Annotated in this window: 12 protein-coding genes; 6 read left to right on the forward strand and 6 right to left on the reverse strand. The window is 69.9% G+C overall.

Going from position 1 to position 12,267, the window contains the following annotated elements; translation table 11 throughout:
• The 4 genes from glp to ACJH7A_RS05685 are packed head-to-tail and all read left to right on the forward strand — an operon-like array spanning nucleotide 1 to nucleotide 5,055.
• Entirely contained in the window at nucleotides 1-1,200 is a 1,200-nt protein-coding gene (gene glp, locus ACJH7A_RS05670) for a gephyrin-like molybdotransferase Glp (RefSeq protein WP_406801541.1), read from the forward strand.
• Nucleotides 1,201-1,229: 29 nt separating this feature from the next.
• On the forward strand, nucleotides 1,230-1,961 hold the full coding sequence (locus ACJH7A_RS05675) for a phosphatidylserine decarboxylase (RefSeq protein ID WP_318986633.1): 732 nt from the start codon (nucleotides 1,230-1,232) through the stop codon (nucleotides 1,959-1,961).
• Entirely contained in the window at nucleotides 1,958-2,848 is an 891-nt protein-coding gene (gene pssA, locus ACJH7A_RS05680; RefSeq protein ID WP_318986634.1) for a CDP-diacylglycerol--serine O-phosphatidyltransferase, read from the forward strand. Before ACJH7A_RS05675 ends, pssA begins: the two co-directional genes overlap by 4 nt.
• Nucleotides 2,845-5,055, forward strand: coding sequence for an AAA family ATPase (locus tag ACJH7A_RS05685; RefSeq protein WP_406801542.1), 2,211 nt, complete (start codon nucleotides 2,845-2,847; stop codon nucleotides 5,053-5,055). The genes pssA and ACJH7A_RS05685 overlap by 4 nt, the downstream gene beginning before the upstream one ends.
• Here ACJH7A_RS05685 and ACJH7A_RS05690 read toward each other — a convergent pair.
• A complete protein-coding gene (locus tag ACJH7A_RS05690) occupies nucleotides 5,052-5,630 on the reverse strand; it encodes a TetR/AcrR family transcriptional regulator (protein ID WP_406801543.1) in 579 nt (192 codons plus the stop codon). The two genes, ACJH7A_RS05685 and ACJH7A_RS05690, sit on opposite strands and share 4 nt — an antisense overlap.
• Nucleotides 5,631-5,727: 97 nt before the next feature.
• Here ACJH7A_RS05690 and ACJH7A_RS05695 point away from each other — a divergent pair, with 97 nt between their 5' ends.
• Nucleotides 5,728-6,354 (forward strand): hypothetical protein, encoded by a 627-nt coding sequence (locus ACJH7A_RS05695; RefSeq protein WP_406801544.1) that lies wholly within the window; start codon nucleotides 5,728-5,730, stop codon nucleotides 6,352-6,354.
• Here ACJH7A_RS05695 and ACJH7A_RS05700 read toward each other — a convergent pair.
• From ACJH7A_RS05700 to ACJH7A_RS05710, 3 genes are read right to left on the reverse strand one after another with little or no spacing between them, the layout of a single operon-like run.
• Nucleotides 6,317-7,834 carry a zinc ribbon domain-containing protein gene (locus tag ACJH7A_RS05700; RefSeq protein ID WP_318986638.1) on the reverse strand — a complete coding sequence of 506 codons (1,518 nt, stop codon included), beginning with the start codon at nucleotides 7,832-7,834 and terminating at the stop codon, nucleotides 6,317-6,319. The two genes, ACJH7A_RS05695 and ACJH7A_RS05700, sit on opposite strands and share 38 nt — an antisense overlap.
• Nucleotides 7,831-9,384, reverse strand: coding sequence for a peptidase S53 (locus ACJH7A_RS05705; protein ID WP_406801545.1), 1,554 nt, complete (start codon nucleotides 9,382-9,384; stop codon nucleotides 7,831-7,833). The genes ACJH7A_RS05700 and ACJH7A_RS05705 overlap by 4 nt, the downstream gene beginning before the upstream one ends.
• Nucleotides 9,385-9,444: 60 nt before the next feature.
• Nucleotides 9,445-9,729 (reverse strand): hypothetical protein, encoded by a 285-nt coding sequence (locus ACJH7A_RS05710; RefSeq protein ID WP_167526427.1) that lies wholly within the window; start codon nucleotides 9,727-9,729, stop codon nucleotides 9,445-9,447.
• Between the two features lie 347 nt (nucleotides 9,730-10,076).
• Here ACJH7A_RS05710 and ACJH7A_RS05715 point away from each other — a divergent pair, with 347 nt between their 5' ends.
• Entirely contained in the window at nucleotides 10,077-10,703 is a 627-nt protein-coding gene (locus tag ACJH7A_RS05715; protein ID WP_406774292.1) for an LGFP repeat-containing protein, read from the forward strand.
• Here the strand turns inward: ACJH7A_RS05715 and ACJH7A_RS05720 are convergent, their stop codons facing one another.
• Nucleotides 10,704-11,153 (reverse strand): SRPBCC family protein, encoded by a 450-nt coding sequence (locus tag ACJH7A_RS05720; protein ID WP_406774291.1) that lies wholly within the window; start codon nucleotides 11,151-11,153, stop codon nucleotides 10,704-10,706.
• A 15-nt stretch (nucleotides 11,154-11,168) separates the two neighbouring features.
• Entirely contained in the window at nucleotides 11,169-12,182 is a 1,014-nt protein-coding gene (locus ACJH7A_RS05725; RefSeq protein ID WP_406774290.1) for a VWA domain-containing protein, read from the reverse strand.
• Nucleotides 12,183-12,267 lie beyond the last annotated feature (85 nt).

A 12,267-nucleotide genomic window follows, 5' to 3' on the forward strand; every position in this document is an offset into this window, starting at 1 on the left:
ATGCGGACCGTCGAGGAACATCAGCAGGTCGTCGCCGGCTTGATCAGCGCCCGGCCGGCCGTCGCCGTACCGCTGGCCGACGCCCTCGGGCTCGCCCTGGCCGAGGACGTGGTGGCGCCGCTGTCACTGCCCGGTTTCGACAACTCGGCAATGGACGGCTATGCCGTCCTGGCCGCCGACGTGGCCACCGCCACTGCCGACAATCCTGTGAAACTGCCTGTCGCCGAAGATATTCCGGCCGGCCGCACCGACCTGCTGACCTTGGCGCCCGGCACCGCGCACCGGATCATGACGGGCGCCATGCTGCCGGCCGGGGCCACCGCGGTGGTCCAGGTGGAGGCCACGGACGGGGCGACCGATGTCGTGTCCATCTACTCGGCGGTCCCCGAAGGCCGCAGTATCCGGCGCGCGGGCGAGGACGTCACCGCCGGGATGACGGTGCTGTCCGCCGGTGAGGTGCTGTCCCCCGCGGCCCTGGGCCTGGCCGCCGCCCTCGGCCTGGCCGAGCTGAAAGTGATTCCGCGGCAACGGGTCCTGGTGTTGTCCACCGGGACGGAGCTCGTCACGCCGGGCATCCCGCTGCAGCCGGGCCAGATCTACGAGTCGAACGCCGTCATGCTGGCCGCCGCGCTGCGGGAGGCCGGCGCCGACGTCACGACCGCACCGGCGACGTCCGATGACGTCGCGCTGTTCCGGGAGACCCTGGCCGGTCATGCTGCCGGCGTCGATCTGATCGTCACCACGGGCGGCGTCAGCGCCGGCGCCTACGAGGTGGTGAAGGACGCGCTCTCGGGCGATGTCGAGTTCGTGAAGGTCGCCATGCAGCCCGGCATGCCGCAGGGCGCCGGACGCTTGAAGGACACACCCAACGGCACCTCGATTATCACGCTGCCGGGCAACCCGGTGTCGGCGCTGGTGTCGTTCGAGGTGTTCATTCGGCCACCGCTGCGCGCCGCGATGGGGCTGCCATCCGAAAGGCCGCGCCGCTCGGCGACCCTCACCGAGAAGCTGACCTCGCCTGCCGGGAAACGCCAGTTCCGCCGCGGCGTGCTCGGCACCGATGAACAGGTCAGCAGCTACGGCCCGCCGGCATCGCACCACCTGCGGTGGCTGGCGACGGCAAACTGCCTGCTGGACATCGGCGAGGACGTGGTCGAATTACCGGCTGGATCGCCCGTGCCCGTCTGGGATCTCAGTTAGAGCCCCGCAAACCGTAGAATCGAGTCCCCATGGCCAGACCTGCGCGCCCCCCAGCTGACACCCCAGAGTCCGAACTGTCCCGTTTCGTCGACCTGGTCCGTTCCACCGTCCCCCCGATGCACCCGGCCGGGCTGCCGTTCGTCGGTGGCGCCCTCGGCGTCGCCGCGATCGGCCACCGCAAGCGCTGGGTCCGGGCGGCCGGTCTGGCCGCGGCCGCCGCGTGCGCCGGGTTCTTCCGGCATCCGCCGCGGACGCCACCGAGCCGGCCCGGCGTCGTCGTCGCCCCGGCCGACGGCCTGGTGACGCTCATCGACGAGGCCGTCCCGCCCGCCGAGCTGAACCTCTCGGACGAGCCGCTGCCGCGGGTCAGCATCTTCCTGTCGCTGTTCGACGCGCATGTGCAGCGCGCGCCGGTGGCCGGTGAGGTCATCACCGTCAAGCACAAGCCGGGCCAGTTCCTGTCTGCCGACAAGGCCGAGGCCAGCGAGGACAACGAGCGCAACAGCATCTGGCTGCGCACCGCCGACGGCCATGACGTCGTCGCGGTGCAGCTGGCCGGTCTGCTGGCCCGCCGCATCGTGTGCGACACCCACCCGGGTGCGCACCTGGCGCTCGGCGAGACGTACGGCCTGATCCGGTTCGGCTCCCGCCTGGACACCTACCTGCCCAAGGGCTCGGTGATCGAGGTCGAGATCGGGCAGCGCGCCATCGGCGGCGAGACCGTGCTGGCAGAGCTCCCGACCACCGGATCGCCGGCATGAAACCCCGGATCAAGACTCCGCAGGTGAGCCTGCGGAAGCTGGTCCCCAGCGCCCTGACGGTCGCGGCGATCTGCCTGGGTCTGTCGGCGGTGAAGTACGCCCTCGACCACCGGCCCACCGAGGCCATGGCACTGCTGGCCGGTGCCGCGATCCTCGACGCGCTCGACGGCCGCGCCGCCCGCATGCTGAACGCGACGTCCAAGATGGGCGCCGAGATCGACTCGCTGGCCGACGCCGTGAACTTCGGCGTGGCGCCGGCGTTCATCGTGTACGCGACGCTGCTGGAGCACAACACCTCGCCGCTGGCGTGGATCGTGGTGCTGCTGTACGCGGTGTGCATCGTGCTGCGCCTGGCCCGCTTCAACGCCATGCTCGACGTGGAGGGCCCGGCGTTCGAGAAGGAGTTCTTCACCGGCATGCCGGCCCCGGCCGGCGCGATCGGCGCCATCGGCCCGCTGGCGGCCAAGATGCAGTTCCCGGGCCCGTGGTGGGATTCGCACTGGGGTCAGGTGTTCATCTGCGTGTGGCTGATCGGTGTTTCGCTGCTGGTGGTCAGCACCGTGCCGATGCGCAAGGTGCACACCTTCGCCATTCCGCCGAACATGGCGTTGCCGCTGCTGGCGCTGCTGGCCATCCTGGTGGCCGCCTCGGTGATGTACGGCTACATCGTGATCCTGGTGATCATCGTCGCCTACGTGTTGCACATCCCGTTCGCCATCCGCACCAAGGCCTGGCTGCGTGCGCACCCCGAAGTCTGGGACGACAAACCGCGGGAACAGCGGCAGGCCCGCCGCGCCATCCGCCGTGCGCAGCCGCGGCGCACCGACCGCGGCCAGCGCCGGTCCACGGCCCGACTGCGGTTGCGTAGGCCGGGTCCGCGTCGATGACGCAGGGCGTGCGGGACGCGGCGTCACCTGAACCCCCACCGGGCCAATTGCGGCTCACCGCACGGCTCAACACCTCGGCACTCGACGCCCGTCGCGGCGTGGTGATGCTGCACCCGGAAGCGATTGCCGCCCTGGGTATCCGCGAGTGGGACGCGGTGTCGCTGACCGGCACGCGCACCACCTGTGCGGTGGTCGGTGTCGCCGCCGCCGGCACTCCCCCGGGCACCGCCCTGCTCGACGACGTGACGCTGTCCAATGCCGGCATCCGGGCCGACGCGCCGGTGCTGGTGTCACCCGCGACGGTGTACGGCGCCCGCTCGGTGACCGTCAGCGGTTCGCGACTGGCCAGCAGTTCGATATCGCCGGCGACGTTGCGAATGGCGTTGCTGGGCAAGGTGATGACGGTCGGCGACACGGTGTCGTTGCTGCCGCGGGACCTGGGCCCGGGCACCTCGACGTCGGCGGCCACCGCGGCGCTGGCCACCCAGGTCGGCATCACCTGGACCTCGGAGCTGCTCACCGTGACGGGCGTCGACCCCGCCGGCCCGGTCAGTGTGCAGCCGAATTCGGTGGTCACCTGGAGCGACGCGACCGTCGTCACGGCCACCGCGGCCGCGCAGCCGGTGATCTCACCGGCCGAAACCGGTACCGCCCAAACTCTTTCGATCGATGATCTCAAGGGCATGACCGCCCAGGTGACCCGGCTGACCGAGTGGCTCAAGCTGGCGCTGGACGAGCCCCAGTTGCTCGAAACATTGGGCGCCACCGCCAATCTGGGAGTCCTGGTATCCGGGCCCGCGGGCGTCGGAAAGGCCGCCATGGTGCGGACGGTGTGCGCGTCGCGTCGCCTGGTCGAGCTCGACGGCCCGGAGGTCGGGGCGCTACGCGCGGAGGACCGGCTCGCCGGTGTCGCCGCTGCCGTGAGTTCGGTGCGCGACGGCGGTGGCGTCCTGCTCATCACCGACGTCGACGCGCTGTTGCCCGCCGTCGCCGAACCCGTGGCCACGTTGATCCTGACCGAGCTCCGCAAGGCCGTCGCCAGCCGCGGTGTGGCATTCATCGCGACGTCCGCCGTGCCCGACGGCGTGGACGCCCGCCTTCGCGCTCCCGATCTCTGCGACCGTGAGCTGGGACTGACCCTGCCCGACGCCGCCACTCGCAAGGCGTTGCTGGAGGTGCTGCTGCGGTCGGTGCCCGCCAAGGACCTGAACCTGGACGAGATCGCCGAACGCACACCGGGATTCGTCGTCGCCGATCTGGCGGCCCTGGTGCGCGAGGCCGCGCTGCGGGCGGCCGCCCGCGCCAGCGCCGACGGTGCCGAACCCGCCCTGACGCAGGATGACCTGACCGGCGCGCTCTCGGTCATCCGGCCGCTGTCGCGGTCGGCGACCGAGGAGGTCGCGGTCGGGTCGGTGACCCTCGACGACGTCGGCGACATGGTGGCGACCAAACAGGCGCTCACCGAAGCGGTGCTGTGGCCGCTGCAGCACCCGGACACCTTCGAGCGGCTGGGCGTGGAACCGCCCCGCGGGGTGCTGCTCTACGGGCCGCCCGGCTGTGGCAAGACATTCCTGGTGCGGGCGCTGGCCAGCTCCGGCCGGTTGTCGGTGCATGCCGTCAAGGGCGCCGAGTTGATGGACAAATGGGTCGGCTCGTCGGAGCGCGCGGTGCGCGAATTGTTCCAGCGCGCACGCGATTCCGCGCCGTCGCTGGTGTTCCTCGACGAGATGGATGCACTGGCGCCGCGCCGCGGGCAGAGCTTCGATTCCGGCGTCACCGACCGCGTGGTGGCCGCGTTGCTCACCGAGCTGGACGGCATCAACCCGCTGCGCGACGTCGTGGTGGTGGGCGCCACCAACCGGCCGGATCTGATCGACCCCGCACTGTTGCGGCCCGGCCGGCTGGAGAAGCTGGTCTTCGTCGAGCCGCCCGACGCCGACGCCCGCCGTGAAATCCTGCGTACCGCAAGCAAATCGATCCCCCTGGCGCCCGACGTCGACCTCGGCGAGCTGGCCGGAGACCTCGACGGTTACAGCGCCGCGGACTGCGTCGCCCTGCTGCGCGAGGCCGCGCTGACCGCGATGCGCCGGTCGATCGACGCCGCCGATGTCACCGCGGCCGACGTGGCCAAGGCCCGCGAGACGGTGCGGCCGTCACTGGATCCCGTTCAGGTGCAATCCCTTCGGGAGTTCGCCGAGGGCCGCTAGGACCCGGCCAGACCCACGACGGCGCGCATCGCGGCCCGGACGCGGCGTTCGAGCTCACCGGGGTCGGTGCTGTCGAACTTGCCGTCCAGGAACAGGAATGCCAGGCCGTGCACGAGCGCCCAGACGGCGTCGCTCAACGCGTCGGCGTCCGCATCCGGAAACACGCGGGCGATGTTCGCGCGGAGGTAGGTCGAGATCGCCGCGACGGCGTCGGCCCGCTCGGGGCTGCCGGCATCGCCCTGCTCGCTGAACATCGCCCGGAAGAGCGCGGGACGCCGCAGCGCGAATCGGACGTAGGCGATGGCGACGTCGGCGATCTCGTCGGCTGTCGAGGGGGTCTGGCTGACGGCCACGAGGTCCTGAGCCAGTTCGCGATAGCCGACGGCCGCGACGGCTGACATCAGCGCGTCGCGGTCCTGGTAGTGCCGGTAAGGGGCGGCCGCGGTGACCCCGGCGTGCCGGGCGACGGCGCGCATCGACAGCGCCGCGGCGCCTTCCTCTTCCAGCAGCGCCAGCGCCGAATGCACCAGGGCGGTCCGCAGATCGCCGTGGTGGTACGTCACTTTCGCCGTCATCCTGCGTCCCGTCTCACAAATGTTGACACTGTTTACATTGCCCCATATAAATGTGAGCAGCGTTCACATCGTACGACCCGAAGGCAACCGACCACCGATGAACCAGCCCGTCCGCCACCACCACGTCGCGATCGTGGTCACCGGCCCAGGCGCGCTCGCGGCGGCGGTCCGGCTGCACCAGGTGGCGGTCGACGACGTCGTGCTGGTGGACCACGCCACCGACGATGTGCTGGCACTGCACTGGCGGGCCGACCGGCAGCACTGGCACATCACGACCGCGAGCGGCGAGCAGACGGCAACCCACGTCGTCGTCGACACCGACGCTCTCGCCGACCGGCTGGTCGGCACCGCGGGCGTCTCCATGGCCGAGAGCTGGGACGGCGAGCCCGTCGCCTATCTGGGGACTGCCGTCCACGGCTTCCCCAACTGCTACCTGGTGCACGGCCCGGACATCGGCCTGCGCCACAACTCGGTCGAACGGATGCGGGAGTCGCAGGCGGAGTACCTCGCCGCGGCGGTGACCTACGCCCGCGACTTCGGCTTCGCGGCGGTCGAACCGACACCGGCGGCCCAAGAGGACTACGGCGACTTCCGGCCGCGGCGCACTGCTGATTTCCGCCGGCGCACCACCCGCTTCACCCCGAGGGATCATCTGGTCCAGCGACCGGTGCGCGAGCCGGTCGCCGTCAGCGCGGCGGGTCGCCCCGCCACCGAAAGCTGTTGACGTACTTGCCCATATCCGCGGCCAGCTCCAGGCTGACCCCGGTCGGCGGCCCCGATCCCGGACCGAATTCGCTGAACGGTCCGGCCGCGGCGGCGATCAACGCGAGGTCGTCCTTTACGGCCACCATGACCAGGATGCGGGTGCGTGAGGCCACGACGTTCTGTCCGTCCGGCCAGTCGTCGGCAGCGACGCCGTAACCCGGGTGGTACCCCACCAACGTGTTGGGTATCTCGTAGGCCACCCGCGAGTCGGGAAACTTGTCCAACAGCAACGTCATGGTGATGTCCCTGGCGTCGCGGCCCCGCGCCGGTTCGCCCCACAGCCGCATGATCCCGCCGGTGCCACCGGTGTATTGGGCCGTCACACCGGTGTCGTCCATGGTCACCGAATAGGCGGTACCCGGCGCCGGGTAGGAGACGCTGAAGGCACCGTCGGGGGCGGTGAAGCGCGGGTTGATCACCACGGGCTTCCCCATCGGCGGGTGACCGCAATTGGGTGGGCACTGATACCGCGCCACCGGTTGGGTCGTCGCAGCGGCGACGCCGACCAGGCCGAGCGCCAGCACCACCACCACCGCCGTCCAGATCGCGACCAGCCGCGGCGCGGACAGTGCGCGCGCGGCGTGGGGGGCGGCGCCGCCAGGTTCTTCGTGCCGCAACGCCAGCCGCAGGACCAGACGGAGCAGCAGCACCCCCAGCCCGGCGAACGCGATGTGCCAGGCCAGCTTCGCCCACTGCGAGATGTCGGCCGAATCCTCGTCACCGAGCCACATGTGCGCCAGCACCGGCACGACCGCGATCAGCAGTACCCGCCACCAGATCCGGCTGCCGCGGGGCCGGAACCACAGTGCGGCACCGAGCATGCCGGCGGCGGCCGCCGCGGTGATGGGCATGGTGATGCCACGGATCACGGCGTCGATGAGAAAATCCGCCAACGGCTGGTCGTGGTCGACGAGTCCCGAATCCAGCTGGGCGAACATCCGGACCGCTGTGGTCGCGGCGGTCAGGCCCAAGGCGCCGCTCGCGCCGATGACATAGCCGTACAACGCTTTTCGGTCACCGGGACTGAAGAGCCGGAGAAGCAGTGCGGGCGCGATGACCAACAGCGCCTCCACCGCCGAGAGGCCGGCCTCGACAGTCCGCAGATGCACTGCGGCAACGCCACTTTCGAGCGGGACACCGTAGGCACGCGCGACGACGGCGCCGGACCCGAGGGCGAAGGCCACGCCGAACGCGATGCCGAGGCCCGCACTCACGAGCAGCCGGGCCTGCGCCGCGCCCTGGTAGTCCAACTGTCGGATGTACAGCGCGAACAGCAGCGGAATCCCCACGGCCACAAGCGAGATGAACAAACCGGGAAGCCGCAGTGCCGCGGCGCCGGCGAGCCATGCGACGAAGACGGCCACACCGATCTGGAACGCCCGGTGGCTGCGTGCCGGGAGCTGCGGGAACAGCGTGCTCACCAGTCCGATGCCGCTCATCCGGTTGTCCCCTGCGCCACCAGCAGGCTGCGCGCCAGCTTGTCGACATCGGGCGTGCCAAGACCGGTGACGGAGTCGAAGCCGGGGCCGGCCATCGCGACCGCGTTACCGCCCACGGTGACATCGTGGAACGCCGGAAGGCGGCCGGCCCGCTCCAGGCGGTACAGCAACGGGTTCAGGTCGCCGAGCAGTCGTCCGCCATGATCGAGCAGGTACTGGTCGATCACCGCGGCCATCCCGGCCCAGATCGGCGCGGACATGGACGTGCCACCGGCCAGCACCGTTTCACCGCCGAAGACCATGCGGGCTCCGGTGAAGAAGTCCGCGACCGCCGAGATGTCCGGGACCAGCCGCTTGTTGCGGCCGCGGTCCGACGGCACACCCCGTTGCCATGCCGGGCGGTCGAACAGGGCCGACGCCCCGCCGCCACTGCCGTGCGTCAGCGGCACGTCGAACCAGGCCAACTCACCCAGCCACTGGCCGTGCTCGTCGGTGGACAGCGTGGTGCCGCCGACGGCCGTCATCTCGGGCACCGACGCCACCGAGTCCAGGCCGATGTCGTCGATGCTCGGCGGTGCCGACCAGTCCTGCCCGCCTTTGCATTCCAGGCCCGCCAGGTCACCACTGGCGTCGAATGCGGTGGTGCCGCTCCGGTGCGCCCGCGCCAGGGCCGAGCGCACCGGCGCCAGATCGGCAGCGGTGAGCATCTTGTCGCAGCCCCAGCCGATCGACAGGCTCCACTCGGCGCCGGGGAAGCGCCGGTCGGCGTCGGCCATCATCTCGCCGATCTTGCGGTAGGCACCGTCGCCGGACACCGTCGGCCGGGCATTGACGTAGACGGTTCGGGCATCGGGCGCGATGGCGTGCGCCATCTGGAGATCCATCGTGGTTTCGCCGGTGCGCTCGGATGGCATGTCCCCCACCACGATGGGGGTGAAGCGCGGCAGCTGGTTCAGGTCGGCGAACATGTCGAGATCGGATTGATCGAAGCCGTCGAAACCGAAGATGACGATGGTCCGTCCCTTGCCCGTGTAGCCCTGATCGGACAGCGGAAAGACGTTGTAGGCGCGGCGCAGATCCTGGGCCGTGAGACCACCGGCGGGCACGTCACGCGGCATGATCAGCGGCCGCGACTCCCGGAACGGCGTGTAGCCGAGGAGTCTGCCGAAGCCGCTCAGTTCGGGCACCAGCGACGGCGGCGGCTCAGGCTGACTGGTCGCGGCGTAGAAGGTCTGCCCGCGGCGCCCGCGGTAGTCGCGGACCTCGACGCGCAACGCCCGCGCCATGGCACGGGCGTCGCCTTCGACGGTGGCCCAGTCGTCGCCGGGCCGCCAGTGCACCGAAAGCCCTGCGGCTCTTGCCCATTGGATCAGCCCGTCGGGCCGGGTGGCACGGGTCAGCGCAGCGGTGAGTTCGACGTGCGCTGCTGCCGAGGGGCCGAGATCGACCGACGCCGAGAGGAGGTGGGCCAGTGGACCGGACAGGGACAGCCGTCCGGCCCGCTCAGCAGGCGGGCCGGCCGACGCCAGCGCCGTCAGCCCGACTGCCACCAGTACTGCGCCGATGCGCCGTACGGCGCATCGGCGACCTACTGGGATGGAGCTCCCGTCTTAGTGCGGAGCGGTGACGACGTTGCCCGGCAGCGCCGTCTGCGGTCCCGGAGCCTTCACCGTCGGGGAGAACGAGTTGCCACCCTTGGTGGGCCCGCCCTTCTCGCTCGGCGTCACCGGCGACGAGGAGGCGGGTGCCGACGTCGTGGTGGTGGTGCTCGTGGTGGTGGTCGGCTCTTCCTTGGCCTTCTCGCCGCAGGAAGACAGCAGGCCCATGGCGAGTCCGGCGGTCACGGCGAGGCCGGCCACCATCTTCTTACGGGTCGAGTGCCGAACGGTGGTCATACCGATTCTCCTTAGTCCATTCCGTTCGCCCCGACGGCCGAAGCCACGAAGAAACGGGCATCGCGATCGTAATCTGATTCGCTTCTCACAGCATACCGACAAGCGATTTCCATTGCTGGGATATCTAGCCCGATATCGGGACATCACACCATGCCAGCAAACAATGAGGCAGGCATGAGAATTCGGGCCGAGAGCGCAACTACTGGGGCCGATGAGGCGGCAGTGGCTGTCAACCCTAAACGTTTCCTCAAAGTAGTACTTGGCGTACCAGTGACCAATACGGTCGGAATGGTTCGGACTTCAATGGCGAAGTCGTTTCACTGTCGAATACATAGGGGAAGTTTCACGTGAAAAACGAATTGCTGTTCCGCCGCACCGCCGCCGCCATCGGCATCGCCGCGGTCACCGGCGCCGCCGTCGTGGCCTGCTCGCAGACCAAGGACATCGGCTCCACCGCGTCGTCGGCCGCCAGCTCCGGCGCGAGTGCGGCATCATCCGCCGCCAGCTCGGGAGCCAGCGCGGCATCGTCCGCGGCCAGCTCCGCGTCGAGCGCCGCGTCATCGGCGATGGCCGGTCCACCCTCGTCCATCAACGCACCCGGCGTCGGCGAGGTACAACTCGACGGCCCCATCGCCGACGCGTACCACAAGGCCGGCGGCGAGGCCGCTCTCGGCCTACCGACCGCTCAGCCCCAGAAGGTCGGCGACGGCACGGTGCAGGCCTTCGCCAAAGGCACCATCTTCAGCTCGCCCGCGACCGGAGCCCATCTGGTGCAGGGCGAAATTCTGCGCGAGTACACCGAAAAGGGTGGTGCCGGAGGCGAATTGGGCTTCCCCACCACTGACGAAGCCCAGACCGCCGGGGGCCCGGACGTACCCAAGGGCGGCTGGATCAGCGAGTTCCAGAAGGGCACCATCACCTGGCTGAACCAGGGTGACGGCACCTTCAAGGCCACCATCACCCCCAAGCAGTAGTCACTGCTCTTCGGCGAGCGCGGCGAGCCGGGCCAGTGAGGCCTGCAGCCAGTCTGCGGAGGTCTGCCTGGCCCGGTTCAGCCGCTTCTCGTCGGTCAGTGCCGTCCAGTCGTAGGTATGGGTGACGCGGGTGTGCCCGTCGTCGATGGGCTCGAGTTCCCAGCGCCACAGGTGCCCCGGCTGCGGCAGTCCGGGTTCGGACGGCTTCCACGCGATGCGCCGTCCCTCGTCGAATTCGACGACGTGGTTCTCCCGGACGGCGCCGACGGTCAGGCCCATGACGAACACGTCACCCACGGCGCGGACGCGTTGGCCGGCGGCCGCCTCCGCCAGGTTGTCGTTGCCGTCCCACCGCGGCTGCTGTGCGGGGTCGGCGATCAGCTCGAAGATCCGCGCCGCGGGGGCGGCGATGTCACGGCTGGCGCTGACGACCCGAGTTTCGTTGTCCACGAGTCATATTCAACCCTATGTCGGCAGTCGCCGGTTGATCACCAGCGCGGAGATCACCGCACACGTCAGGGCAAACACGCCGAGGCGCAGCCATGCCGTCCCACCGGGGCCGCGGATGATCTCGTAGCCGATCTGCTGCTGAATGGCGTCGTAGCTCTTGTTCAGGTCCTCGATCTTGGCCGCCGTGTACATCTGCCCGCCGGACAGCTCGGCGACCCGCTTCATCGTGGCGTCGTTGACCGGGACGTTGACACTCTGATTGTCGACCTTGATCTTGCCGCCCTTGGTCCCGAACGCGATGGTGGAGATCGGGGTATCCGACTCTTTGGACGTCCGCGCGGCGGTGTACGCGCCGTGCGGGCTGTCCGGGTTGCCCGGCCGGTTCTCGGCACCGTCGGACAGCAACACGATGCGTTTCGGCGGCTTGTCGGTGTTGCCACTGCCACCCAGCACGTCCGACAGGGTCGAGATCGCGCGCAGGGCCGCGAAGATGCCGTCGCCGGTCGCGGTGCCGTCGTCGACGGTGAGGTGGTCCAGCGCGGTGATGGTCGCGTTGTGGTCGGGGGTCGGCGACACCAGCAGGTTGGTGTTCCCGGAGAACGTGACCAGACCGAGGTTCACGCCGGGGGTCAGCTTCTTCGCGAACTGTTTGGCGGCGTCTTTCGCGGCGGCCAGCCGGCTCGGCGAGACGTCGTCGGCCTCCATGGACCGGGAGACGTCCATCACCAGCATGATCACCGCGCGGTTGCGTGGGGTCTTGATCTCGTGGGTGGGCGCGGCCAGCGCGACGGTCAGGGACAGCAGCGCGGCCACCGAGAACACCATCGGCAGGTGCCGCCAGCGCGTCGGCTGCAGGGGCACGACGTCGGTGCGCGGCTGGTCGCCGGCATAGCTGCGAAGCCGGGCACTGCGGTTGCGCTGTGCCGCGAGATAGGCGGCGACCAACGCGATGGGTAACAGTGCGGTCAGGAACAACCAGGGGTGGGCGAAGCCCGACAATGACACCGATCCGATTCCCGGAAGACTCATCGGCGCCCCGTCGCGTTCGTCACCATAAGTGAAAAGTGTAGGAGTCGGTGCATCGTGCACCCGGTAGCGGGGCTGTGGCCTGCGA

The organism is Mycobacterium sp. SMC-17 (assembly GCF_045310915.1).
Classification (GTDB): domain Bacteria; phylum Actinomycetota; class Actinomycetes; order Mycobacteriales; family Mycobacteriaceae; genus Mycobacterium.

Bases quoted from the DNA above. Each gene is read 5' to 3' on its own strand.
- glp (WP_406801541.1), top strand. From the start codon at position 1: ATGCGGACCGTCGAGGAACATCAGCAGGTCGTCGCCGGCTTGATCAGC.
- ACJH7A_RS05675 (WP_318986633.1), top strand. From the start codon at position 1,230: ATGGCCAGACCTGCGCGCCCCCCAGCTGACACCCCAGAGTCCGAACTG.
- pssA (WP_318986634.1), top strand. From the start codon at position 1,958: ATGAAACCCCGGATCAAGACTCCGCAGGTGAGCCTGCGGAAGCTGGTC.
- ACJH7A_RS05685 (WP_406801542.1), top strand. From the start codon at position 2,845: ATGACGCAGGGCGTGCGGGACGCGGCGTCACCTGAACCCCCACCGGGC.
- ACJH7A_RS05690 (WP_406801543.1), bottom strand. From the start codon at position 5,630: ATGACGGCGAAAGTGACGTACCACCACGGCGATCTGCGGACCGCCCTG.
- ACJH7A_RS05695 (WP_406801544.1), top strand. From the start codon at position 5,728: ATGAACCAGCCCGTCCGCCACCACCACGTCGCGATCGTGGTCACCGGC.
- ACJH7A_RS05700 (WP_318986638.1), bottom strand. From the start codon at position 7,834: ATGAGCGGCATCGGACTGGTGAGCACGCTGTTCCCGCAGCTCCCGGCA.
- ACJH7A_RS05710 (WP_167526427.1), bottom strand. From the start codon at position 9,729: ATGACCACCGTTCGGCACTCGACCCGTAAGAAGATGGTGGCCGGCCTC.
- ACJH7A_RS05725 (WP_406774290.1), bottom strand. From the start codon at position 12,182: ATGAGTCTTCCGGGAATCGGATCGGTGTCATTGTCGGGCTTCGCCCAC.